We start from the raw sequence: 23073 nt of genomic DNA, 5'->3' as shown, positions 1-23073 counted from the left end.
GGAATGACCCATGCGCGCCTTGCAGCTGACCGATGACCGCAAGATCGAATTGCGCGAGGTGGCCGAGCCCGACGCGCCGGCGCCCGGCGAGGTGACGCTGCGCTTGAAGGCGGTCGCGCTCAACCATATCGATGTCTGGGGCTGGCGCGGCATGGCGTTTGCCAAGCGCAAGCTGCCGCTGACGATCGGCGCGGAAGCCTCCGGCGTGGTCGAGGCGATCGGGGCAGGGGTATCCAATGTCCTGCCCGGCGATCTGGTGTCGATCTACGGCGCGCGGGTCTGCGGCCGCTGCAAGGCCTGTCGCGAGGGCCGCGACAATCTCTGCGAACATGTCGGCGGCGTGCACGGCTTCCATCTCGATGGCTTCGCGCAGGAAAAGATCAACATTCCCGCGCGCCAGCTCGTTGCGGCGCCTCCCGGCGTGGACGCGATCGGGGCGGCGCTTGCGCCCGTGACCTTCGGGACCGTGGAGCACATGCTGTTCGACAACGCCAAGCTCCAGCCGGGCGAAACCATCCTTGTCCATGCCGGTGGTTCCGGCATCGGCTCGGCCGCGATCCAGCTTGCCAAGAAGACGGGCTGCACGGTGATCACCACGGTCGGATCCGAGGACAAGATGGAAAAGGCGCGCGAACTCGGCGCCGATCATGTCATCAACTATCGTGAGGACCGGTTCGAGGGCGTGGTGCGCAAGCTCACCAAGAAGAAGGGCGTCGACGTCGTGTTCGAACATGTCGGCGCCGATACCTGGGCGGGATCGATGCTGTCGATGAAGCGTGGCGGACGACTGGTCACCTGCGGCTCGACCTCGGGCGTCTCCACCAATGTCAACCTGATGATGCTGTTCCAGCAGCAGCTCAAGCTGCTCGGCTCGTTCGGCTGCCGCATGGAAAACATGGCAAACGCCATGCAGAAGATGGCCCAGGGCGTGGTGCATCCGGTCATCGATACGCTGGTCGACTTCGACGGCATCGACAAGGCGCTGGAGCGGATGGAAAGCCGCCAGGTGTTCGGCAAGATCGTGCTCAGGATCGAGGATTGATTGCGACTTGGCTTGAGGGGCTTTCGCCGATAAAAGACGGACGCGCGGCATTTGCTTCGCAAAGTTCTAATATGGGCCAGAGTCTTTGAAATCCTTCATCACCCGCGTCGTTCTGAAAGCCCGCCAGTTCCAGCAATGGCTGGTGGCCTATCTGATTTTCGCGCTGCTTTCGGTGCTCAAGCTGTTTCCCGCCGATGGTTCGATCCGCTTTGCGGATTGGGTAATGCGCAGGATCGGACCGCATGTCGGCCGCCACAAGCTGATTCTCGAAAACCTGCGGAAAGCCTTTCCGGAAAAGGATGACGCCGAGATCGAGCGCATCGCGATCGCGAGCTGGGGCCATATCGGCCGGCTGGCGGCGGAATATGTGTTTCTCGACGAGTTGTTTGACTTCGATCCGGAGGCCGAGACCGCCGGCCGGATCGAGGTGGAGGGTGTGGAGCGGTTTCTGACGCTGCTCGATCGCAATCGGCCGTTCATCGTCTTCACCGCCCATACCGGCAATTTCGAGCTTCTGCCGGTCGCTGCAGCGTCATTCGATCTTCACGTCTCGGTGCTGTTCCGTCCGCCCAACAACCCCTATATCGCCAAGAAGGTATTCCGCTTCCGGCGCAAGCGCATGGGCAATCTGGTGCCCTCCCATGCCGGTTCGGCCTTCGCGCTGGCGGGAACGCTGGAACAGGGCGGCGGCGTTGGCGTGCTGGTGGACCAGAAGTTCAAGCGCGGCACGCACTCGAGCTTCTTCGGCCAGCAGGTGCAGACCAATCCGCTGCTCGGAAAGCTCGCCCGCCAGTTCGATTGCGCGATCTATCCCGCCCGCTGCATCCGCCTGCCGGGCAACCGGTTCCGGCTGGTGCTGGAAGACGAGATCACGCTTCCGCGCAATGAAAAAGGCGCGATCGACATACCGGCGACCGCCCAGGTGCTGAATGACAAGGTTGAAAGCTGGGTTCGGGAATATCCCGAGCAGTGGCTATGGTATCATGACCGCTGGAACCGCCGGAAACGGGGATAGCAGCTTTACTACTTCGTGGCCTGCAGACTTTCGAGAAAGTCCTTTTCGAACACGATATGACGGCGCAACGTGGTGAAAAGGCCGCGCAGCAGATAGCCAGTCGCCTCGGTATTGACCTCTTCGCCCCGGGCGAGCCGTGCCAGCGCCTCGCTGGCCTCCTCGGCGAAGCACAGATCCTCGAAATGCTCCTGATGAAGCCGGTCGAACATGGCCGCCGCGCCTCCCTTGCGGCGCAATGGCGGAAACACCTGTCTTTCCTCGCGTTGCTGGGCGAGCTTCAACAGAGGCATCAAGGTTTCGGACAGGCACTGGCAACTGTGCCGGTCGATATTGCCGGGCAGCGAATCGGCCACCGCCTCCAGCGCATCGCAAAGCCCTATAATCGTGCCATGTGTCGATGAGAGCGCCGAGAACGGCGCCAGGTTCTTGACCAGCATATGTTTGTTCACAACTGTTTCCCGGATGCATTAGCTCGGCCTTCCGCCCGGCCGTTCTGTCGCCATTAGAGTTCAATGCCTCTCGTGCTTCATTGACCTGGGTCAAGACGGCTTCCAGGGCGTGGCGGTGTTCGTCGCAGGGCAGGGGCGGCGCGTGGCGAAAAACATGTCGCATGGCGGCGCCGCACATAAAAATTATTCACATTTTTTGAATAGGTCTCGGTGAGGATTCCGCTACAAGCGATAGCGGATCAATCGGCGGCAAACGGAAGGGGATTTCATGTCACGCAGTGCACTGGCAATCGTTCTGGCGGCAGGCGATGGAACGCGGATGAAATCGGCCAGGACCAAGATGCTGCACGAGGTGGCCGGCCGGGCGATGGCGGCGCATGTGGTCGATACCGTTTCCCGTTCCGGTGTCGATGCGGTGGCGCTCGTCGTCGGGCGCGATGGCGACCGGGTGGCGGATGCCTGCGCGCTGCCCGGGGTGGCGCTGGAGACCTATGAGCAGCGCGAACGGCTTGGCACCGCCCACGCCGTTCTTGCCGCCCGCGCGGCGCTGGAACGCGGTTATGACGACGTGATCGTGACCTATGGCGATACGCCGCTGGTGACGGGAGAGACGCTTGCCACCGCGCGGGCGGCGCTCGAAGCGGGCGACGACGTCGTCGTGATCGGCTTTGAGACCGACGAGCCGACGGGCTATGGCCGGCTTCTGACCCGCGACGGCGCGCTCTATGCCATCCGCGAGGAAAAGGACGCCACCGACGAGGAGCGCAGGGTGACGCTCTGTAACAGCGGCCTGATGGCCTTCAACGGCAGGCGCGCGCTCGAGCTGCTCGATGCTATCGGCAATGACAATGCCAAGGGCGAATACTATCTGACCGACATCGTCGAGGCGGCGCTTGCGAGCGGCGGTCGCGCCGGCGTGGTGATGGCCGACGCCGACGAGGTGCTGGGCTGCAACAACCGCGCCGAACTCGCCGAACTCGAACGCATCTGGCAACTCCGCCGCCGCCGCGAACTGATGCTTGACGGCGTCACGATGATCGCGCCTGAGACCGTCTTCCTCTGCCACGACACCGTCATCGGCGCCGATTGCCTGATCGAGCCCAATGTTTTCTTCGGCCCAGGCGTCGAGATTGCGGATAACGTTACGATCCACGCCTATAGTCACATCGAGGGCGCGAAGATCGCGCCCGGCAGCAAGGTCGGGCCGTTCGCGCGGCTGAGACCGGGCGCGGTGCTGCACGAAGACGCCAAGGTCGGCAATTTCTGCGAGGTGAAGAATGGCGACATCGGCGTGGGCGCCAAGGTCAACCACCTGACCTATATCGGTGACGCCAGCGTCGGCGCGCGCGCCAATATCGGCGCGGGCACGATCACCTGCAATTATGACGGGGTCAACAAGTTCAGGACGGAGATCGGGGCGGACAGTTTCATCGGCTCCAATTCGTCGCTGGTGGCGCCGGTGCGCATCGGCGATCACGCCTATGTCGCATCCGGCAGCGTGGTGACACGCGATGTGCCGGACAATGCGCTTGCGCTCGCGCGCGGACGCCAGGAAAACAAGGAAGGGCGTGCCGAAATGCTGCGCGCCCGCTCGCTCGCCATCAAGGCGGCGCGCAAGAAGGACGGGGGCAAGTGACCATATGTGCGGAATAGTGGGGATCGTTGGCGTTCGGCCGGTAGCCGGTCGTCTTGTCGATGCTTTGAAGCGACTTGAATATCGCGGGTATGATTCGGCCGGCATCGCTGTGATCGAGGATGCCGAGCTGGTGCGCCGCCGCGCGCCGGGCAAGCTTGAAAACCTGCGCGTCTGCCTTGCCGATGATCCTGTCGATGGCGTCACCGGCATCGCCCATACCCGCTGGGCGACCCACGGCGTTCCCAACGAGGCCAATGCCCATCCTCATATCGCGGGCGATGTCGCCGTGGTTCATAACGGCATCATCGAGAATTTCGCGGAACTGCGCGCCGAACTGACGGCCAAGGGCGTCAGTTTTTCGAGCGACACGGACACCGAGGTCGTCGCACGGCTTCTGGACGATTATCGCCGCGCCGGCATGGCCCCACGCGATGCGGTGCTGGCCATGCTGCAGAGGGTCACCGGCGCTTTCGCGCTGGTCATCCTGTTCAAGGACCGTCCGGATACGCTGTTCGTCGCGCGCTACGGCCCGCCGCTTGCCATCGGTTACGGAGAGGACGAGATGTATGTCGGTTCGGATGCGATCGCGCTTGCGCCGCTTGCCACCGGCATCTCCTATCTGGAAGACGGCGACATGGCGATCGTCGATCGCGACGGCGCGGTGTTCTGCGATTTTGCCGGCGAACCGGTGCGTCGCCAGCGCCAGCCGCTGCAATTGTCCGCGATGATGATCGACAAGGGCAATCACCGCCACTTCATGGAAAAGGAAATTTTCGATCAGCCCGAAGTGATTTCGCACACACTCGGCCGCTATTGCGATTTCGCGGCGGAACGGACCGCGGCGGCAGAAGACGGCATCGATTTTTCGAAAATCTCCCGTCTCACCATCGCCGCCTGCGGCACGGCCTATCTCTCCGGTCTTATCGGCAAGTACTGGATCGAGCGCTATGCGCGCCTGCCGGTGGAGATCGACGTCGCTTCAGAGTTCCGCTACCGCGAACTGCCGATATCGGACGATACGCTTGCGCTGTTCATATCGCAGTCTGGCGAAACCGCCGATACGCTGGCCTCGCTGCGCTATTGCAAGGAGCAGGGCGCGAAGACCGGCGCGCTCGTCAACGTCACCGGCTCGACGATCGCGCGCGAGGCCGATGCGGTGTTCCCGATCCTGGCGGGGCCTGAAATCTCGGTCGCCTCGACCAAGGCCTTCACCTGCCAGCTCGCGCTGATGGCATCGCTCGCGCTGCGCGCCGGACGCGAACGCGGCACGCTTTCACCGGCGGACGAAAAGGAATTGGTGCACGCACTTTCGGAAGTGCCGCGCCTGATGAGCCAGGTGCTGCACGCCGTTCAGCCGCAGATCGAAAAGCTCTCACGCGAACTCTCGCACTTCCATCACGTGCTGTATCTCGGCCGCGGCACCAGCTTCCCGCTGGCAATGGAGGGCGCGCTCAAGCTCAAGGAGATCACCTATATCCACGCCGAGGGCTATGCCGCAGGTGAGCTGAAGCACGGGCCGATCGCGCTGATCGATGAAAATATGCCGGTGATCGTGATCGCGCCGCATGACCGTTTCTTCGAAAAGACGGTCTCCAACATGCAGGAAGTCGCCGCCCGCGACGGAAAGATCGTGTTCATCACCGACGAGAGCGGCGCGAAGGCCTCGGAGCTGAAAACCATGCAGACCATCGTGCTGCCCGACATGCCGGAATTCATCGCGCCGATGGTGTTCTCGCTGCCGATCCAGCTCCTAGCCTATCATACCGCGGTGTTCATGGGCACGGACGCCGACCAGCCGCGCAATCTCGCCAAGGCGGTGACGGTGGAATGATCATCCGCCGGGAACGCCTGGGTGATGTCGCCGCGGTCTACAAGCTAGTGGCCGCGGCCTTTGCCGGGACGCCGTACAGCGATGGCAGCGAGCCCGACATCATCCGGAGGCTGCGCAAGGCGGGCGCCCTGTCGCTGGCGCTCGTTGCGGAGGAAGAGGAGCGGGTGGTCGGCCACATCGCGTTCTCGCCGGTCGGCATTTCCGATGGGTCGGACGGCTGGTTCGGCCTTGGCCCGCTGGCCGTCGATCCTGCGTTTCAGGACCGCGAGATCGGCACCTCGCTCGTGCTCGGCGGGCTGGAGCTTCTGAAGGATGAGGGTGCGCATGGCGTCGTGGTGCTCGGCGCGCCCGCCTTTTACCGACGCTTCGGCTTCCGCCACGAGCCGGCGCTGACGCTGGAGGGCGTGCCGCCGGACCACTTCATGGCGCTCGATTTCGATGGCCACGTTCCAAGCGGTAAGGTTGCCTATCACCGGGCATTCTACGGCGAAGTCTGAGAAGGGCAGGGGCTCACTTCCCCGCCTTTACCTCGGCAAGCACGAAAAGCCGGATAGCGGATGACAGGTTGATCTCGCCATCCCGCGTGTCGTCGATTTCTGCGATAAGGGCTGCGAGGCTGAGATCGCGGGCGTCCGCGATCCGGGTCAGCTCCGTGTAGAATTCATCTTCCAGGGAGAAGCTGGTGCGGTGGCCGTGGAGGCTGATGGAGTGCTTGCGGGTCACGCTTCGTCGTCGCGCTCGCGCCGCCCCTGATCGAACTGGCGCTCAGCCTTGACGCGCTCAAGCTTTTCGCGCTGCTTCTCGCCCTTGGTCAGACCGTGAAGCGCCCGATTTTCAGCGGCTTTCTGCTCGGATTTGCGGCGTTCGTTGCGTTTGCGCTGCTGCCGCAGATTGACGATCTCGGCGCACATCGAACGTTCAGTGCTTCTTGCGGAAGGCGTCGAGAGAGACCACGGACGCGCCGTCATCGCCGCCGGGGGTGTCGTCACCGTCATTCATCGGCGGATCGGTCGGCGTCTCGTCTTCTACGTCAAGAGTGGCGACGTCGAATTCGAGCTCGAAATTCACCGAAGGATCGTAGAAACCGACAATGGCGTTGAAGGGAATGACGAGGCGCTCCGGCACGTCGGAGAAAGACAGGCCGATCTCGAACAGCGCGTCGGTCACCTTCAGGTCCCAGAACTGGTGCTGGATGACGATGGTCATCTGCTGGGCGTATTTTTCCTTCAGCGCCGGCGAGATTTTCACGCCCGGCGCGCCGGTGAGGAAGGTGATGAAGAAATGATGTTCGCCGGGCAGGTGGCCGGTTGCGGCCACTTCGGCCAGAACCTTGCGGATCATGCCCCGCAATGCATCCTGCGCCAAAACGTCGTAGCGAATATGGTCCTGCCCCATTAAATCTTCCTGCCTCTCGCCCGGTTGCTGCATTCCCCACAGCCATAAGTCGGCTTTTCGGAAATCGCAATCATTATAGGGGATTTTGTTCAAAATCAGGTGGAGGCTTCTGTTGCCAGGTGCCTCCGGACCCCGCCTTACAGTGCTACCCGCAAGGACTTAATTTGGGTTTCTGGAACCGCCATTAGGCAGCTACAGCGTAACCCTGAGCTTTGTTGTCATTTGCAACTACTCGTTTGACCCGATAACGGTGGTATCATGCCGGGTAAAAGGTCAATCTTTACACTCTTGTCGATCCTGTTTCGCCCCCATCAAAATCAGGCCTTTCCGCCTGATCATGGTGGAGGCGCCGGGTACCGCCCCCGGGTCCAATGAGCTTATTGCATTGCCGTTTATCACCATAGCCGGTCAAGCCGGCAGACCTGATATAAGTGTTTCAAAAGCTTCTGGAAAGGGGCGGGACCGAGAAATTCCGGTCCCGGGCCCGCAGAGGCCGCATTCCGGTGGGCAACCGCGCGAATTCGGCGCCGATATCTTGCCTTGCCGGCCCGCCGTCGTCAGACTTGCGGCACGATTCCAAGGAGCTTCGCATGGCGCGCCATCCCGAATATCAGTATCTCGACCTGCTCGAGCACCTTCTGGAAAAAGGCGACCGCCGGATAGACCGCACCGGCGTCGGAACGCTGTCGGCCTTCGGCGCGATGATGCGCTTCGATATTTCCGACGGCACGTTTCCGGCGTTCACGACCAAGCGCGTCTACTGGAAAACCGCGATCAAAGAGATGTTGTGGTTCCTGACCGGGCAGACCAATATCCAGTCGCTGCTGACGGAAAACGTCCGCATCTGGACCGACTGGCCGCTGGAGAAATACCGGAATGCCACGGGCGAGGAAATCTCGCAGGAAGCCTTCGAGGAACGTATCCTCGCCGATGACGCATTTGCGCTTGAGTGGGGCGATCTCGGCCCCGTCTACGGCAAGCAGTGGCGGCGCTGGCTCGATGCCAATGGCAAGGAACACGACCAGATCGCGACCGTCATCGAGACGCTCAAGACCAATCCGGCAAGCCGGCGCATGCTGTTTCATGCCTGGAATGTGGGCGAACTGGACCAGATGGCGCTGCCGCCCTGCCATATGACCTACCAGTTCCACACCTCCGAGAACAAGGACGCGGGGCCGGGCGAGCCGAAGCTCAAGCTTTCCATGCTGCTGTTCCAGCGAAGCCTCGATGTCGGCCTCGGCGCGCCCTTCAACTGCGCGGCCTCGGCGGCGCTGCTTTCCATGGTCGCGCAACAGGTCGACATGGCCCCCGGCGAACTGATCTGGATGGCTGGAGACTATCACCTCTATTTGAACCACCTCGACATGGCCCAGCAACTGGTCGCCCGCGAGCCGCGCCCGTTCCCCAAGCTGCGCCTTCTCCGCCGCCCGGCCTCCATCGACGGCTACCGGATCGAAGACTTCGAGGTAACCGACTACGATCCCCACCCCGCGATCGCGGCGCCCGTGGCGGTGTAGCGAGGCGGGAAGGGCGGTTGCCGGCGCGTCAAATGTGCTGGTCGTCAGGCTGGCTTGGCAAGCGCGCTGCTCGCCCAGGTGCGACTGGAATGTCGCTCAGCCAGAATTTCGCGAAGGTCTGATCCACCGAGCGATGTCGGGAATGCCGAAGTCGTTTCCGGCAATGCCGTTTTGCCGGCGCGATGGTTGTGCAAAGCCCGCAACAGCGGCTGAACAACAGCAGGCTCGCTATTCTTTCCTGCAAAAAGCGCCGTGGAGCGCGTTGATCACGGTCAACACCTCCGGTCGAGTGATGGCGTAGAACACTGTTGTGCCTTCTCGCCGGGATTCGACAAGGCCGTCGGCCCTGAGCCGCATGAGCTGCTGCGACATCGGCACCTGTTCGATGCCGAGTTCCCGGCGCAATTCGGCAACCGATTTTTCGCCATCCACAAGCGCGCAAAGCACCAGCAGTCTTTGCGGATGGGAAAGGCTGCTCATCAGTTCGGCGGCCGCTTCGGCGGCGGGGATCATTTCTGTGACATTCATGTTCTTGAATTTAATATCTTTGAATGTTATATGCAAGCCATGTGTCTACGTTGTCGTGCGAACGGCGCTGAACCGGCAAGTTCCAACCACGCCGCTGTCCGCGCAACGTATTGAGATAACAGAAGGAATGTTCAAATGTCTCTCGATCGCGCCGTGATGATATTCGCGGGTTTCATGGTTCTTCTCTCTCTTGCGCTTGGCGTCTACGTCTCGCCCTGGTGGTTCCTGCTCAATGCCTTTGTCGGTCTCAACCTGATCCAGGCATCGGTGACAGGTTTCTGCCCAGCAGCAATTGTGTTCCGAAAGCTCGGAGTCAAGTCGGGCGTAGCGTTCAAGTAAGCGCGGCGGTCGCGCAAATCACACATTTACCCGGGTGCCGCGGCAAGGCCGCAGACACCTGAAGGAGCTTTGGTCTCATGTTAAAAGCCGCTTTCCGATTAACCGCCGCCCTTGCCGTGATAATGCCGTTTGCCGCTCCGGCAGCGCTGGCCGCCGAGTTTACGGTTGAACCCGTGACGGTGACCGAGATGAAGGCCGTTTTTGGTCGGGTCGAAAGCCGGATCGTGGTGCCGGCGCGCGCCAGGATCGGCGGCGTCGTGGAGGATGTGCGCGTCGGCGAGGGCGATACGGTCGCCAAGGGCGATACCATCGCGGTGATCGTCGACGACAAGATCGCGCTGGAACTGAAGGCCGCCGACGCACGGCTCGAGGCCCTGAACTCGCAGCTTGAAAACGCCCGCACCGAACTCGATCGCGCCCAGCAGCTGCGCACCTCCGGTTCCGGCACCCAGGCTCGGCTCGATCAGGCGACGATGCAGTTCGACGTCACCACCAATCAGGTTGCTGCCGCCCTTGCCGAAAAGGCCGTCGTCGAGCAGCGCGCCAGGGAGGGCGAGGTGCTTGCGCCGGCAACGGGCCGGGTGCTGACCGTGCCGGTCACCCTCGGTTCGGTCGTGATGGCGGGCGAGAACGTCGCGCGCATCGCGCCGGGGCCATATTACCTGCGCCTGTCGCTGCCTGAGCGCCATGCCGCCGAGATCGTCGAAGGCGCCGAGGTGCAGGTCGGCGAGCGCGGGCTTGTGCCCGGGCAGGACGCGCTTCCGGCCGTCAGCACCGGGCGCATCAGCAAGGTCTATCCGGAAATCGCCGACGGGCGCGTGATCGCCGATGTCGAGATTGAAAGCGTCGGCGACTATTTCGTCAACGAGCGCACGCTGGTGTCGATCCCGGTCGGCAAGCGCGCGGCGCTGGTCGTGCCGCCCGAGGCGGTCAAGACCGTGCACGGCGTCGACTATGTGCGGATTGTAACCGGTGACGGCGGGATGGATGTCGCGGTCGTTCTCGGCGAGATCGTGCGCGACAATGACGAGGAACGGATCGAGGTCCTGTCCGGCCTGCGCGCCGGTGATCGGGTTATACTGCCATGAAACTCGGAATTGCAGGCGGGCTCACCCGCACCTTCATCACGTCGCCGCTCACGCCGCTCTTGCTGCTGGCCGCCATTGCGCTCGGGCTGATCGCGCTCGTCTCTCTGCCGCGCGAGGAGGAGCCGCAGATTTCCGTGCCGATGGTCGACATCCACGTCAACGCCAACGGACTGAAGGCCGAGGACGCCGTCAAGCTCGTCACCGAGCCGCTGGAAACCATCGTCAAGAGCATAGACGGCGTCGAGCACGTCTATTCGCAGACGGATGATGACGGCGCGCTCGTTACCGCCCGGTTCGAGGTCGGCACCGACGCTGATACCGCGATATTGCGGGTGCATGAGAAGATCCGCGCCAATATGGACCGCATCCCGGTCGGCGTGCCGGAGCCGCTGATCGTCGGTCGCGGCATCGATGATGTGGCGGCCGTCGTCGTCACCTTGCGGCCGACCGCAGAGGCTGCGGGGCGCTGGACGGAAAACGACCTGACCCGGCTTGCCCGCGAGCTTCAGGTGGAAGTCTCCAAACTGCCGGATATCGGGCTCACCTATATTGTCGGCGAACAGCCCGAACAGTTCCGCGTGGAGCCAGATCCCGAGCGGCTGTCGCTGTTCGGCATCACGCTGCAGCAGCTCGCCGCCAAGGTCCAGGGCGCCAATCGGTCCTTCCGGGTCGGCACGATCCGCGAGGATGGCGGCCAGCTTCCGGTTATCGCCGGGCAGACGCTGCAATCCTTGCCAGAAATCGGCAATCTTCTGTTGACCGCCCGCGATGGCCGTCCGGTTTATGTCCGCGACGTCGCTGACGTGGTACTCGCGACATCGCCGGCCGAACACCGCGTCACCGATATCCGCCGGACCGATGACGGGCTGGATCGCGCCGCCGCTGTGTCGCTGGCGATTGCCAAGCGTCCCGGCACCAATGCGGTGGTGATTGCCGAGGAAATCGTGCACAGGCTGGAGCAGGTGCGCGGCCAGATCTTCCCAGCTGACGTCGAGATGACGGTCACGCGCAATTACGGCGAGACGGCCAATGAGAAGGCCAATGAGCTGCTGTTCCATCTGGCGCTCGCCACCGTCTCGATCGTCGTGCTGGTGGGCATCGCCATCGGCTGGCGCGAGGCGCTGGTGGTCGCCGTCGTCATTCCCACGACGATCCTGCTGACCTTCTTCGCGTCATGGATCATGGGCTACACGATCAACCGCGTCTCGCTGTTCGCGCTGATTTTCTCGATCGGCATCCTTGTCGACGACGCCATCGTCGTGATCGAGAATATCGCCCGCCACTGGGCGATGCAGGATGACCGTTCGCGCGTCCAGTCGGCGATTGACGCCGTCGCCGAGGTCGGCAATCCCACCATCGTTGCCACGCTGACGGTGATCGCGGCGCTGCTGCCGATGATGTTCGTCTCGGGCATGATGGGCCCCTATATGAGCCCGATCCCGGCCAATGCCTCGGCGGCCATGCTGTTCTCGTTCTTCGTTGCCGTCATCCTGACGCCGTGGCTGATGATCAAGCTCGGCGGCAAGGGAGCCGGCCACGGACATGGCGACGCCGCGGCCGCTCATGGCGCTGCCGGCGGCGGTCGTCTTGGCCGGTTCTACGTCGCGGTCGCGCGGCCTGTTCTCAAAAGCCGGGCGCGGGCCTGGACGTTCATCGGTCTGGTGGCGCTGGCAACCTTTGCCTCGCTTGCGCTGTTCTACACCAAGGATGTCACCGTCAAGCTGCTGCCGTTCGACAACAAGTCCGATCTTCAGGTCGTGGTCGACTTGCCGAAAGGGGCATCCGTCGAGGATACCGACCGGGCGCTGCAATCGGTTGTCGACAGGCTTGCGGAGATGCCGGAAATCGTCTCCTTCCAGACCTATGCCGGCACCGCGGCGCCCTTCGATTTCAACGGGCTGGTGCGTCACTATTATCTGAGGGCCAATCCCGAGCAGGGGCAGGTCGCCGTCAACCTTCTGCCGAAGGGGGAGCGCGACCGGGCGAGCCACGCCATCGCGCTCGACATGCGCGAACGGCTCACCGGTCTCGATCTGCCGCAGGGCACGGTTGTGAAGGTGGTGGAACCGCCGCCCGGCCCGCCGGTCATGGGTACACTGCTTGCCGAAATCTACGGCCCGGACCCCGAGACCCGGCGCGCGGTCGCCGACAAGGTGCGCGAGGCTTTCGCGAGCGTGCCGTTCATCGTCGATCTCGACGACAGCTACCACAATCGGCCGGAACGGGTGCGGATCGCCATCGACCAGGACAATCTCGAATATTACCGGGTCGAGCAATCCGATGTCTACGACACGCTCAGCTATCTCTATGGCGGGGCCACGGTCGGCTATTCGCATCGCGGCGACGGACGCCAGCCGATCCCGATCCGGCTTGCGCTGCCGAAGGAGCACGACACGCTGGACGAACGCGCGCTGTCGACACCGGTGCCGGCCAATGCGCTGCCGGGCGGGCGCGGCGTGGTCGAGCTCGGCGATGTCGTCAGCGTCACGCAGGAGCCCGCGTCCTATCCGGTGTTCCGCCACAATGGCCGCGCCGCCGAAATGGTGATGGCGGAGCTTGCCGGCGCATATGAAGCGCCGATCTATGGCATGCTGGCGGTGCAGGATGCGATCGATGCCATGGACTGGGGCGATCTGCCCAAGCCGGAGATCGTGCTCCACGGCCAGCCCGACGACGAGACCCATCCGACGCTTTTGTGGGATGGCGAGTGGGAGGTGACCTGGGTGACCTTCCGCGACATGGGCGCTGCCTTCATGGTCGCGATCATCGGGATCTATATCTTGGTCGTCGCCCAGTTCGGCTCGTTCAAGCTGCCGCTGGTGATCCTGACGCCGATCCCGCTGACCTTCATCGGCATTCTCTGCGGGCACTGGCTGTTCGGCGCGCCGTTCACCGCGACATCGATGATCGGCTTCATAGCGCTTGCCGGCATCATCGTGCGCAACTCGATCCTGCTGGTGGATTTCATCCGCCATGCGCGCACGCCCGGCCGGCCGCTGATCGATGTGCTTCTGGAAGCCGGCGCGATCCGCTTCAAGCCTATCCTGCTCACCGCGCTTGCCGCGATGATCGGGGCGGCCGTGATCCTGACCGACCCGATCTTCCAGGGGTTGGCGATCTCGCTGCTGTTCGGCCTTGCCTCCTCGACGGCGCTGACCGTGCTGGTCATTCCCGCGATCTATGTCGTGTTGCGGGGAGACCGGAAGAACAGTGCGGCGGCGAGCCCTGAAGGCACGGCATCGGCATAGGCGTTGAGCCGGGCCGGCGGGCGTTACATCGCCGGCCCGGAGCTGTCGCCAAAGATGTCGATGAGCCGCCCCCGCATCATGTCCATCCCCGTTTCCGGCGCGTCCGGGGCGGGGATCATGCCGGGGGTGAAGCCGTCCGCCTCGAAACGTTCGATCAACGCCTGATCCTTGCTGATGACGTGTATCGGAACCGCCCGCGAGGCATCGGGCCCGGTCACGACCGGAGCGGGCTGATGGTCGCCGAGAACGATGAACACGGCGTCATCGCTGAAGCGGGCGATGTAGTCGCCGACGGTCTGCAGCGAATAATCGATGGTGCCGATATAATGGTCGCGGATATCGTCGCGGTTGGACCAGACTTGCTGCGGCGTTTCACCGCTTTCAGCCTGGGCGTCGAACACGGTGCCGTCGCCGACATCGTTCCAGTCGATCAGGCTCGGCACCGGCGTCCATGGCGCATGGCTTGAGATCAGCGCGATTTCCGCCATCAGCGGCGTGCCGTCGGCGCGGGCTGGCTCTCGCGCCAACCGATCAAACGCCGATAATGTGTACTGGTCGGGCATGGTGATCCAGTTGAAGGGCTTGCCGCGATAGCCGAGATCGCCCGAGGCAAAAACCTGATCATAGCCGTAGTAGGAGGCCTCGGGCCAATCCATGGTGATTGCCGGCATGACTGCCGCCGTGCGCCAACCGGCCTCGCGGAACAGGCGGTTCAGGCTTTGCCGGTCGCTGATCATCAGCCGGTCGTAGCGGGCCTGGCTGTCGGTCCACAGGCCGGAAAGAAATGTGCCGTGCGCAAGCCAGCTCAGCCCGCCCATGGTCGGCGAAACCAGCCAGTCGGACGCCGAGGAGAAGCCGGCTTCGGTGAGCTCGCTTTCGACATTCTCAAGCCTCGGAACCATCACCGGACTGTAGTGCGGGCCCTCCACCGCGCTGCGACCGTAGGATTCGATGAAGATGAGGATGACGTCGCGGCCCCTGATCGCACCAAACAGGTCGTTTCCGATCTCATCCGCGGCCGCCAGATCGCGCTCGAACTTCTGCATATCCGCGACCGATTTCTTTACCAGCGCCAGCCTGTTGCCGAGATAGACGACGGCCTTCATCTCCGCCCGGACAGGGGTTTCGACAAGCTGGAGCGTTGTTCCGATCGCAAGCAGAACGAGCGCCGCGATCACCGGTCCGCGCTTTTGCGGTCTGCTCAGTCTTATAAGCCGTCGCTCCGTGTTGAAATAGAGCACGAGGAGGCCGACAAAGGCGGCGAGAACCACCGCGAGCGCGAGGCCCGCCTTCCATGCGCCCAGCGTTCCGGAGAAGACATTCCAACCATCGGCCAGCATCTTCATGTCGAGATAGGGGTTGAACCGCCGCTGGAACGCGGATTGCACGCCGATATCGGCGATCTTCAGGAACAGCAGCGTGAAGATGGCCAACGCAAACAGGACGGCCAGCACGGTCGCGATCCGTCGCGGCAGCACCAGCAGCGCCAGCGCCATGATCGGCACTTCCAGTTGAAACCGCAGGAAAGCCGCGCCGTAAAACGCGCCCGGATGATCCGGCAGGATCAGCGCGGCGAAGCTCAGGACGACGAAAAATATAAACGCGGTCCAGCTCGCCCGGGATGAGACGGTTCGCCCCTTGTCAGGCCTGTCGCTTCTTGTCATCAAACCATCACCGCGCGCCATACGTTTCACCAACAGGCGGCGCGTGCGATTTCGGGCCGCATGTGGCGAAGGACCAGAGCTTGAACAAACTTGCCGTTGTTTCGGTTATCGCCTGTCTGGCGCTGCTTGCCGGGCTTATCGCTCTGGCCGGGCCGGAACGTCTGGTCGCCGCCTTCAGCGATGTTCCGCCAGCCCTCGTTATCCTGGCGCTCGCGCTGGTGCAGGTGCAGATCATCGCCTCGGCCTGCCGCTGGCGTTTCACGGCCAAGAGGCTCGGGCAGGAGATCGGTCTCGGCCTCGCCATTCGCGAATATTACATCAGCAGCGCGCTCAATCTGGTCCTGCCCGGCGGCATGGCGGGCGACGCCGTGCGCGCCTATCGCAGCCGGCTGGAAGGGGCGGGCGGCTGGAAGCGACCGGCAGCGGCTGTGTTTCTGGAAAGATTGTCCGGCCAGATCGCCTTCTTCGCACTGAGCTTTCTCGGTCTTCTCGCCTGGCCGGTGTTTTTGAGCGAACGCCTGCCGGATCAGGCGGATGCGCTGATATGGGGCGTCAGCGCGGTGTTCATCGTCGGCGTTCTGATCGCCGCCGTATTCTGGGCGGAGTGGTTGCCGCAGCGCTTCCGCGCGCTGGGAGCCGATATCGCCGCCGTGTTCTGGAAGGACCGCGCGTTTCTGGTGCAGGGCGGCCTCAGCCTGCTGATCGTGGGCGGCTACATCGCGGTGTTCCTGATCGCCTCGCGCGCGGTCGGCGCGCCCTTGCCGGCGACCGCGGCCGTCACCGCCATTCCGCTCTGTCTGATGACCATGCTGATCCCCGCCGGCATCGGCGGCTGGGGCACGCGCGAGGCGGCCGCCGCCGCGCTCTGGCCGCTCTTCGGCTTCACCAGTGCCGAGGGTGTGGCCGCAAGCCTGCTTTACGGTGTGATATCGCTGGCGGGCGCTGCCGTGCCCGGCGGCATCTCGGTTGCCGTTTCGCTCTACCGGGGCAGGATCGCCAGACCCTGAGAACGGCGACCTCATGACCGGCTCTTGCGCAGCAGATAGAGCGTGTCGGCCGCGAATGAATAGGCCAGCAGCCCCAGCGCAACCAGCGCGGCGACTGTCGAAACAGGCGGCACGACCGTTGGCACGAGGATGACGCACAGCGTTGCCACCTGCACGACGCAGATCAGCTTCCGGCGAAATGACGGGGGCAGGGGCTCGCCCAGCGCCGGCACGAAATATTGCGCGCCGACGAAGAGATAGCGCATCAGCCCGATCAAAAGCACCCACCAACCGGCCTTGCCCAGCATCAGGGCCGCCTCCGACAGGACCAGAATGAGAAGCGCATCGACCTCCATGTCGAAGCGGGCGCCAAGGGCGGATTCCTGGCCAAACCGCCGGGCGAGATAGCCATCGAATCCATCGAGGACGAAAGCTGTCACCACGAGAGCGATCAGAATCCAGACCGCAGATTGAACCCCCATGTCAGCGGCGAAAAACACGAAAGCCGTCACCAGACTGACGATCGCCGTCCGGATTGCGGTGATCGCATTGGCCGCGCCGAAAGAACTGTGCGGATGATAGGGCAGGGCGCTGAGGACGACGGTGAAGATCGCAAACAGCAGCAACGCCGCGAACATCACGGCCCAGCGTCCGAGCGTCAGATGCGGGCCCAGCATCTGATAGAAAACCAGCGCGGCGGCGAAGACCACGCCGAGGACAAGAAGCGCGCTGGCTTTGAGCTGCGGCGGCGGTGCGGGGCTCGGCTTGTCGGTCATGCGGCTCCCAGTTTTATTTCGTTGTCGCGAGCATTTCGGGGTCGAAAATGTGATCGGCCTTCGACGCCTTGGTGCGCAGGTAATTCAGGTTCTCCGCCGTTATCTTGCCATGAGTCGGCATCCGCCCCACCACGTTTATGCCAGCAGCATTGATCGCCGCGATCTTGGTGGGGTTGTTGGTGTGCAGAACGACGCTCGATATGCCCAGCAGCCGCAGGATCGCGATCGCCGCCTCATAGCGGCGGTGGTCCGGTTCAAGCCCCAGCTCGGCGTCGGCATCGATCGTGTCGAGGCCCTGGTGCTGATAGCCATAGGCCCGCATCTTGGAGCCGATGCCGGTGCCGCGGCCTTCCTGATCGAGATAGATCAGCACGCCGCCGCCCGCCGCCCTCAGATTGGCGAGGCCGTTGCGCAGCTGGTCGCCGCAATCGCATTTCAGCGAACCGCAAAGATCGCCCGTGAGGCAGGAGGAGTGAATGCGCACGGAGACCGGACGGCTGAAATCCGGATCGCCGACGATGATGGCGATCTGGTCCTTCTGCGCAAGCCCGCCGCGAAACACCGCAAACTGCGCATCGCCGAGATCTTTCAGCGGAACCCGTGTGCGCACGACCTCGGTGAAGTCCTGCCGGGCGTGCCTGGTATCGGAAAGGTGGGCGCAGTCGAGCCTGTGGCAGGCATCGAAACGATCCTCGATGCCATCGATTTCCGTGCAGACCATGGCCGGCAGCAGCAGGGCCATGCGCGCCAGTTCAGCCGCGGCAGACATCGCCGGATCGGCCTCGCGCCATTCACCCGGCGCCCTGGCATCGAGCGCGTAGGAAAGCCTTGCTGCGGCATCGAAAGACATCCCTTCGGCGGGCACGGCAATGCCGAGGCTCGATGAAACGCCCAGGCAATGGGCCCGCTGCGCGGTTACGAACAGCGCATGACGATTGTCACTCGCGGCCGCGAAGGCATCATAGGTCTCCGGCGCGGCGCAATCGAGCGCCAGCACGGCATGGCTTTTTTCACCCTGCTGCAGAATGACCGGGCGCCCGAAGCGCAGTTCGGCGACGGCCCGTTCGATCTCCATTGCCGGGGTGCAAACTCGAAAACTGAACCTATCCATCTGTTCCTGCGTTGATCTGCTATGTTGCACGCGTATGATGCGGCCACCCGGCAGCATCATCGTTTTGTCACAAAACCATCGACTCGTCCCGTTCCACAAACGGGCAGCGCGACGAAGTTATTGGAACCTAATACGTAATTAGAGCGTAAGTGGATTGGTTCCAGTCGCACACTGCGACTGGACTTTAACAAAAAAGTGTTCGCCGGAAGGAGCGTCGGGAATTGAAGGGAAGTTTTGGCGATGATGACCGAGCGGGCCAGACGGCGCGGGCGCTCTGGTTCCCGGCGGCGCGGACCTGCGCCGTCCAGGAGGAAGAACTCGGCGCGGTCGACGAGGGGGCGGTGTTCGTCCGGACGCTTTTCAGCGGCATCAGCCGGGGCACGGAATCACTGGTTTTCAACGGTCTGGTTCCCGAAAGCGAGCGCGAGCGCATGCGCGGACCGCATATGGCAGGCGATTTTCCGTTTCCGGTGAAATATGGCTATGCGCTGGTGGGTCGCGTGGAGAGCGGCCCCGACCATCTGGCCGGCCGCAACGTCTTTTGCCTGCACCCGCATCAAAGCGCGGCGGTCGTGGCCGAAGGCATGGTCACGCCGCTGCCGGATGGGGTGCCGCCGGAACGCGCCATTCTCACCGCCAATATGGAGACGGCGCTCAACATTGTCTGGGATGCTGGAATCATGCCCGGCGACCGGGTGGCGGTGTTCGGCGCGGGCGTGGTCGGCGCGCTCACGGCCTTCCTCGCCACCGCGATCATCGGCACCGACGTCGTGCTGGTCGACCGCAATCCGGCGCGGCGGGCGCTTGCCGATAGGCTCGGCGTGACCTTTGCCGAGAGCGGCGCGCTCGACGGTGAATTCGATGTGCTGATCAATGCCTCCGCCTCCGGCGAAGCGCTCGCGGAAGCGCTGGATCACGCGGGTTTCGAGGCCCGCATCGTCGAGGCGAGCTGGTACGGCGACAAAAAACTGACACTGCCGCTCGGCGGGGCGTTCCATTCGCAAAGGCTTTCTATCGTCGCTTCACAGGTCGGCTCGTTGCCGCCCGCGCAACGTGCCCGCTGGACCTTTGCGCGCCGTCTGGCCAAGGCGGTTACGCTTCTTGAAGACGACCGCCTCGATGCCCTGATCTCCGGCGAGACCGCGTTCGAGGACATTGCCGCCGCCTATCCCGGCATCATCGATGATCCGGAAACGCTCTGCCACCGTATCCGATACTAAAAAGAGAGAAGCCATGTTTGCAGTCGAAGTCCGCGATCATATCATGATCGCCCACAGCCTCCCCCGACCCGTGTTCGGCCCTGCCCAGGGCATGCACGGCGCCACATTCGTGGTCGACGCCGCCTTCTTCACCGAGGATGTCGATGATGACGGCCTTGCCGTCGATATCGGCGCGGCAACCGAGACGCTTTCCGAGGTGCTGAAGCCGCTCAACTATCAGAATCTGGACGAAGTCGAAGCGTTCAGCGGCAAGGTGTCGACCACCGAAGTGATCGCGAAGCACATCTTCGACCAGCTCGCATCCGCCGTCGGCGAGAAGAAACTCGGCCCGGGCAGCCACCGGATCGCGAAAATCCGCGTGACCCTCCACGAATCCCACGCCGCGCGCGGCTGGTATGAGGGCGCGCTTTGACGGCCCAGCTTGTCTTTGCCTATCCCGGCGATCTTTCAACCCGAACCGGCGGCTATGGCTATGACCGGCGGATGATTGCCGGGCTGGAGGCGCTTGGCTGGGACCTGGAATTGCTGGCGCTCGGCGATGGCTTTCCCGCGCCGGAACCGGCGGTGAAGCAGAACGCCGAACGTCTGCTCTCGGCCCTGCCGGACGGGGCGCTGGTGATGATTGACGGGCTCGCCTTCGGCATTCTGGACGACTGGGCCGTCCGAGAGGCGACTCGCCTGCGGATCGTGGCCCTGGTGCATCATCCGCTGGCGCTGGAAACCGGGCTCGACGCCGACCGGCAGACCGTCTTGCGAGAAAGCGAACGCAGGGCGCTCGCTCTTGTCCGCCGTATCGTCGTAACCTCGCAAGCGACAGCGCAAACGCTTGTCAGCGGGTTCGCGATACCGGCGGACGAGATCACCGTCGCGCTTCCCGGCACGGACCCTGCGCCGGTATCCGCCTGCGATGGCGATCCGCCCCATATCGTTTCCATCGGCTCGCTGATCCCGCGCAAGGCGCATGATGTGTTGGTCGACGCGCTGAAACGGATCGAAGGCCTTCCCTGGAGAGCGACCATTGCCGGCAGCCGGGATATGGACCCGCCGACCGCGCGAGCGCTCGAACGGCAGATCGCCGCGCTTGGGCTCCACGACAGAATTCTGCTGGCCGGCGACTGTGACGACACCCGCGCGCTGCTTGCCACGGCGGACATGTTCGCGCTTGCCAGCCGCTATGAAGGATATGGCATGGTGTTTGCCGAGGCGCTATCTCAGGGCGTCCCGGTGATTGCCTGCCGTGCCGGCGCGATCCCCGACGTGGTGCCAGCGGATGCCGGCTTTCTGTTGCCCGTCGATGACAGCGCGGTTTTCGCCGAGGCCCTTGAAAGGATGATCACCGACAAGGCTTTTCACGCCGACATGGCTGTTGCGGCCCGGCGCGCGGGCGAGAGACTGCCGGGATGGGATGACACGGCGCGCACTATTTCCGAGGCTCTGGAGGCGGTCGCATGAGCGGTTTCGAAACCGAATGGTTGGCGCTGCGCGAACCGGCGGACAGGCTCGCCCGCGCCCCGGCGCTGATCGAAACGCTGTCGCGCTATCTGCAGGCCATGCCGGCGCCGGCGATTATCGATATCGGCTGCGGCACGGGTTCGACATGGCGCAGTCTGAAAAGCCATGTGCCGGAAGGCACAAGCTGGCTGCTTCTCGATTATGACCCGGTTTTGCTGAAGGAAGCGGAACGCAGCATCGGAAACGATCAAGACGTCGCCTTTCGACGCTTCGATCTCAACGATCTACAGGATCTGCCGCTAGGAGGCGTCTCAATGGTAACGGCCTCGGCGCTGTTCGATCTGGTTTCGGAAGACTTCTGCGTCGCTTTCTGTGAGCGAATCGTCGCTCAAGGCTGCGGCCTCTACGCGGCGCTGAACTATGACGGAATCATTCGCTGGACGCACCGCCATCCGCTCGATGACGACATGGTCGAGGCCTTCAACCGTCACCAGCAGACGGACAAGGGCTTCGGCAAGGCGCTCGGTCCCAAGGCAAGCGCCTGTCTTGAGCGACTGCTCGAAGCGAGAGGCTATCAGGTTGAGGCGATGCCCAGCCCATGGCGGATGGACGCAACGGCGGCGGCCCTGCAGAAGGCGTTCCTGTCGGGGTTCCGTCAGCCGTTAAAGGAGATGTCGTGCCATTCAGACGCCGATATCGAGGACTGGCTTGCCTTCCGCATGGCCGCCATCGCCGCGCCGGAGAGCCTCTGCGAGGTCGGCCACACCGATCTCATTGCCCTTCCGGCCTGATAGCTGGCTTGAGCGGGCAATCGAACAAAATGTCGCTCCCCAGACTGTAAACCTGCGCCTCTGGCCGAAGCGCGTCTGAAAGGCGCTCGACCGGGGGCAGGGCGATTCCGTTCGGGCCCGATCCGATGATCAGCGGCGAAACCGCGACATGCAGCCGGTCCACCAATCCGGCCTCGATGAAGCGGGCAATCGTGCGCGCGCCGCCCTCGACAAGCACGCGCCGCAGACCGAGCCCGGAAAGCGCCGCCAGCATCTCCTGCGGTGCGAGCCCGTTCTCGTGGGGGCGAAGACGGATGATCTCGGCATTCGGAAGATCGTTGCGGCTGGCCTCGTCGCTCTGAAAAACGATCACGTGCGCGCCGCCGTCATGGAACAGACCTTCCCGTCCGGTAAGCCGCCCATGGCAGTCGATGACCACACGCACGGGATCGGGGCCGTCGACAAGGCGCACGGAAAGGCGCGGATCATCGCAACTGACCGTGTTCTCACCGACTATGACGGCATCGACCAGCGCGCGACACCGATGAAGATGCGCCAGACCCTCCGGTCCCGAAATATCGCGCGCGTCCCCGGACGGCGTTGCCACCCGCCCGTCCAGCGACTGACCGACCTGTGCCAGCACGAATTGGTCTGAAGCAGCCGCGATGGGCCCGTACAACGCGCCCGCGGGATCGGATAAGGGTGGCGCGCTTGCAGCGCCGCGCCGTAACGCGAGAAGCAGCGCCCACAGCTCGTCGGTCATTCTGATTGTTTGTATTGTCACCGCATCCTGTCCGGGCCTGTTCGGGGGTGTCGTCTCACACCGGGAATCTCCCAAACAGCGATATCGCGTTTGATAGCATAATGCACGAAGAACGCGGTGAGGCGTAAGAGCGAAAGCGAAATTCCTTCGGTGAAGCTATGATCGTCTCGCGGAGCACCAATCGTGACCCGAGCCGATGTTACGCAGCGTTCTGACTAAGGGGAACTTGACAACCGGCTCTTC

Annotated in this window: 23 protein-coding genes and 1 other RNA gene; 14 read left to right on the top strand and 10 right to left on the bottom strand. The window is 63.4% G+C overall.

Features of this window, described 5'->3' with window-relative positions:
• Positions 1-10 precede the first annotated feature (10 nt).
• Both V6765_RS12460 and V6765_RS12455 read left to right on the top strand, forming a co-directional pair.
• Positions 11-1042, top strand: a complete 1032-nt coding sequence (locus V6765_RS12460) for a zinc-binding dehydrogenase (protein ID WP_448429206.1) — start codon at positions 11-13, stop codon at positions 1040-1042.
• An 85-nt stretch (positions 1043-1127) separates the two neighbouring features.
• Positions 1128-2057 carry a lipid A biosynthesis lauroyl acyltransferase gene (locus V6765_RS12455; protein ID WP_448429204.1) on the top strand — a complete coding sequence of 310 codons (930 nt, stop codon included), beginning with the start codon at positions 1128-1130 and terminating at the stop codon, positions 2055-2057.
• A gap of 8 nt (positions 2058-2065) precedes the next feature.
• On the opposite strand, the gene V6765_RS12450 is transcribed toward V6765_RS12455, so the two are convergent.
• Positions 2066-2506, bottom strand: coding sequence for a hemerythrin domain-containing protein (locus V6765_RS12450; protein WP_448429202.1), 441 nt, complete (start codon positions 2504-2506; stop codon positions 2066-2068).
• A 268-nt stretch (positions 2507-2774) separates the two neighbouring features.
• Here V6765_RS12450 and glmU point away from each other — a divergent pair, with 268 nt between their 5' ends.
• Genes glmU through V6765_RS12435 form a run of 3 tightly spaced genes read left to right on the top strand, consistent with a single transcriptional unit; the run spans position 2775 to position 6470 of the window.
• Positions 2775-4142, top strand: a complete 1368-nt coding sequence (glmU, locus tag V6765_RS12445; protein WP_448429200.1) for a bifunctional UDP-N-acetylglucosamine diphosphorylase/glucosamine-1-phosphate N-acetyltransferase GlmU — start codon at positions 2775-2777, stop codon at positions 4140-4142.
• 4 nt (positions 4143-4146) lie between these two features.
• Positions 4147-5973 (top strand): glutamine--fructose-6-phosphate transaminase (isomerizing), encoded by a 1827-nt coding sequence (gene glmS, locus V6765_RS12440; protein WP_448429198.1) that lies wholly within the window; start codon positions 4147-4149, stop codon positions 5971-5973.
• Complete coding sequence (locus V6765_RS12435; RefSeq protein ID WP_448429196.1) at positions 5970-6470, top strand: GNAT family N-acetyltransferase; 501 nt, start codon at positions 5970-5972, stop codon at positions 6468-6470. Before glmS ends, V6765_RS12435 begins: the two co-directional genes overlap by 4 nt.
• A gap of 13 nt (positions 6471-6483) precedes the next feature.
• On the opposite strand, the gene V6765_RS12430 is transcribed toward V6765_RS12435, so the two are convergent.
• From V6765_RS12430 to ssrA, 4 genes are all read right to left on the bottom strand, one after another.
• The gene (locus tag V6765_RS12430; protein ID WP_448429194.1) at positions 6484-6696 is read right to left on the bottom strand and encodes a ribbon-helix-helix domain-containing protein; all 213 of its coding nucleotides are present in this window, start codon (positions 6694-6696) and stop codon (positions 6484-6486) included.
• The gene (locus tag V6765_RS12425) at positions 6693-6884 is read right to left on the bottom strand and encodes a DUF4169 family protein (RefSeq protein ID WP_448429192.1); all 192 of its coding nucleotides are present in this window, start codon (positions 6882-6884) and stop codon (positions 6693-6695) included. Before V6765_RS12425 ends, V6765_RS12430 begins: the two co-directional genes overlap by 4 nt.
• Positions 6885-6891: 7 nt before the next feature.
• The gene (locus V6765_RS12420) at positions 6892-7368 is read right to left on the bottom strand and encodes an SspB family protein (protein WP_448429190.1); all 477 of its coding nucleotides are present in this window, start codon (positions 7366-7368) and stop codon (positions 6892-6894) included.
• Between the two features lie 98 nt (positions 7369-7466).
• Positions 7467-7825: a transfer-messenger RNA gene (gene ssrA, locus V6765_RS12415) on the bottom strand.
• A gap of 133 nt (positions 7826-7958) precedes the next feature.
• Here ssrA and thyA point away from each other — a divergent pair.
• Positions 7959-8885, top strand: coding sequence for a thymidylate synthase (gene thyA, locus V6765_RS12410; RefSeq protein ID WP_448429188.1), 927 nt, complete (start codon positions 7959-7961; stop codon positions 8883-8885).
• Between the two features lie 228 nt (positions 8886-9113).
• Here thyA and V6765_RS12405 read toward each other — a convergent pair whose 3' ends face one another.
• The gene (locus V6765_RS12405; protein WP_448429186.1) at positions 9114-9413 is read right to left on the bottom strand and encodes an ArsR/SmtB family transcription factor; all 300 of its coding nucleotides are present in this window, start codon (positions 9411-9413) and stop codon (positions 9114-9116) included.
• A 135-nt stretch (positions 9414-9548) separates the two neighbouring features.
• On the opposite strand from V6765_RS12405, the gene V6765_RS12400 reads away from it, so the two are divergent.
• The 3 genes from V6765_RS12400 to V6765_RS12390 all read left to right on the top strand — a co-directional run bounded on the left by V6765_RS12400 (position 9549) and on the right by V6765_RS12390 (position 14088).
• Complete coding sequence (locus V6765_RS12400) at positions 9549-9752, top strand: YgaP family membrane protein (RefSeq protein ID WP_448429184.1); 204 nt, start codon at positions 9549-9551, stop codon at positions 9750-9752.
• Positions 9753-9829: 77 nt separating this feature from the next.
• Positions 9830-10840 (top strand): efflux RND transporter periplasmic adaptor subunit, encoded by a 1011-nt coding sequence (locus tag V6765_RS12395; protein WP_448429182.1) that lies wholly within the window; start codon positions 9830-9832, stop codon positions 10838-10840.
• Positions 10837-14088, top strand: a complete 3252-nt coding sequence (locus V6765_RS12390; RefSeq protein ID WP_448429180.1) for an efflux RND transporter permease subunit — start codon at positions 10837-10839, stop codon at positions 14086-14088. Before V6765_RS12395 ends, V6765_RS12390 begins: the two co-directional genes overlap by 4 nt.
• Before the next feature lie 23 nt (positions 14089-14111).
• On the opposite strand, the gene V6765_RS12385 is transcribed toward V6765_RS12390, so the two are convergent.
• Positions 14112-15752, bottom strand: a complete 1641-nt coding sequence (locus V6765_RS12385; protein ID WP_448429178.1) for a sulfatase-like hydrolase/transferase — start codon at positions 15750-15752, stop codon at positions 14112-14114.
• Between the two features lie 80 nt (positions 15753-15832).
• On the opposite strand from V6765_RS12385, the gene V6765_RS12380 reads away from it, so the two are divergent.
• The gene (locus V6765_RS12380; protein ID WP_448429176.1) at positions 15833-16759 is read left to right on the top strand and encodes a lysylphosphatidylglycerol synthase transmembrane domain-containing protein; all 927 of its coding nucleotides are present in this window, start codon (positions 15833-15835) and stop codon (positions 16757-16759) included.
• A gap of 11 nt (positions 16760-16770) precedes the next feature.
• Here the strand turns inward: V6765_RS12380 and V6765_RS12375 are convergent, their stop codons facing one another.
• Together V6765_RS12375 and ribA are read right to left on the bottom strand one after the other, a co-directional pair.
• Positions 16771-17514 carry a CDP-alcohol phosphatidyltransferase family protein gene (locus V6765_RS12375; RefSeq protein ID WP_448429174.1) on the bottom strand — a complete coding sequence of 248 codons (744 nt, stop codon included), beginning with the start codon at positions 17512-17514 and terminating at the stop codon, positions 16771-16773.
• A 13-nt stretch (positions 17515-17527) separates the two neighbouring features.
• Positions 17528-18625 (bottom strand): GTP cyclohydrolase II RibA, encoded by a 1098-nt coding sequence (gene ribA / locus V6765_RS12370; RefSeq protein WP_448429172.1) that lies wholly within the window; start codon positions 18623-18625, stop codon positions 17528-17530.
• A gap of 221 nt (positions 18626-18846) precedes the next feature.
• On the opposite strand from ribA, the gene V6765_RS12365 reads away from it, so the two are divergent.
• The 4 genes from V6765_RS12365 to V6765_RS12350 are packed head-to-tail and all read left to right on the top strand — an operon-like array spanning position 18847 to position 22088.
• Positions 18847-19845, top strand: a complete 999-nt coding sequence (locus tag V6765_RS12365; RefSeq protein ID WP_448429170.1) for a zinc-dependent alcohol dehydrogenase — start codon at positions 18847-18849, stop codon at positions 19843-19845.
• 13 nt (positions 19846-19858) lie between these two features.
• Positions 19859-20257, top strand: a complete 399-nt coding sequence (locus tag V6765_RS12360; RefSeq protein WP_448429168.1) for a 6-pyruvoyl trahydropterin synthase family protein — start codon at positions 19859-19861, stop codon at positions 20255-20257.
• Positions 20254-21297, top strand: a complete 1044-nt coding sequence (locus tag V6765_RS12355; protein WP_448429166.1) for a glycosyltransferase family 4 protein — start codon at positions 20254-20256, stop codon at positions 21295-21297. The genes V6765_RS12360 and V6765_RS12355 overlap by 4 nt, the downstream gene beginning before the upstream one ends.
• On the top strand, positions 21294-22088 hold the full coding sequence (locus V6765_RS12350; RefSeq protein WP_448429164.1) for a class I SAM-dependent methyltransferase: 795 nt from the start codon (positions 21294-21296) through the stop codon (positions 22086-22088). The genes V6765_RS12355 and V6765_RS12350 overlap by 4 nt, the downstream gene beginning before the upstream one ends.
• Here the strand turns inward: V6765_RS12350 and V6765_RS12345 are convergent.
• On the bottom strand, positions 22069-22830 hold the full coding sequence (locus V6765_RS12345) for a RibD family protein (RefSeq protein ID WP_448429162.1): 762 nt from the start codon (positions 22828-22830) through the stop codon (positions 22069-22071). The two genes, V6765_RS12350 and V6765_RS12345, sit on opposite strands and share 20 nt — an antisense overlap.
• Positions 22831-23073 lie beyond the last annotated feature (243 nt).

The sequence above is a fragment of the Martelella sp. FOR1707 genome, assembly GCF_053484265.1.
This window is presented reverse-complemented; position numbering and strand designations above follow the sequence as displayed.